This is a genomic window from Paraburkholderia sp. Ac-20347 (assembly GCF_017104805.1).
In the GTDB taxonomy this organism is placed as follows: Bacteria; Pseudomonadota; Gammaproteobacteria; order Burkholderiales; family Burkholderiaceae; genus Paraburkholderia; species Paraburkholderia tropica.
This window is the reverse complement of record NZ_JAAGPN010000635.1, coordinates 1-842: the sequence shown is the minus strand read 5'-3', so window position 1 is coordinate 842 and position 842 is coordinate 1. Positions and strand designations below refer to the sequence as shown.

Annotated in this window: 1 protein-coding gene; it reads left to right on the top strand. The window is 60.0% G+C overall.

Going from position 1 to position 842, the window contains the following annotated elements:
• On the top strand, window positions 1-842 hold an 842-nt coding region (locus G3N97_RS39140), incomplete at both ends, for an iron-containing alcohol dehydrogenase (protein ID WP_205998045.1).

Sequence of the window (842 nt, the reverse complement as noted above, 5' to 3'; positions counted from 1 at the left end):
GGCCACACGTCGGTGCTGTATACGGATCAGGACAATCAGCGTGATCGCGTCGCGCTGTTCGGCAAACGTTTGAAGACGTCGCGTGTGCTCGTGAATACGCCTTCGTCGCACGGCGGCATCGGCGACCTCTATAACTTCAGGCTCGCGCCGTCGCTCACGCTCGGCTGCGGTTCGTGGGGCGGCAATTCCGTTTCGGAAAACGTCGGCCCGCAACATCTGATCAACCGGAAGATCGTCGCTAAACGGGCGGAGAATATGCTGTGGCATAAATTGCCGAAGAGTATTTATTTCCGCCGCGGCTGTTTGCCGTTCGCGCTCGAAGATCTGCGCGACAAAACGCGCGCCACGGTGGTGACCGATCGCTTTCTTTTCACGCAAGGCCATGCGGGCGAACTGATTCGAACGCTCAAATCGCAGGGGCTGGAGGTGTCGGTGTTCAGCGACGTCGAGGCGGACCCGACGCTCGACATGGTGCGTCGCGGTGGCGCTGCACTGCGCGCATTCAAGCCCGATGTGATCGTTGCGTTCGGCGGCGGCAGCGCCATGGACGCGGCCAAGATCATGTGGGTGATGTATGAGCACCCCGAAATTCGTTTCGAGGAACTGGCGCAGCGTTTCATGGATATTCGCAAGCGTATTCATCGCTTCCCGCGCATGGGCGTGAAAGCGGAACTCGTTGCGATTCCCACCACCTCGGGCACCGGCTCCGAAGTCACGCCGTTCGCCGTCGTGACCGACGAAAAAACCGGCCACAAATACCCGATTGCCGATTACGAACTCACGCCGAATATCGCCATCGTCGATGCGGATCTCGTCATGCACATGCCGCGCGATCTCACGGC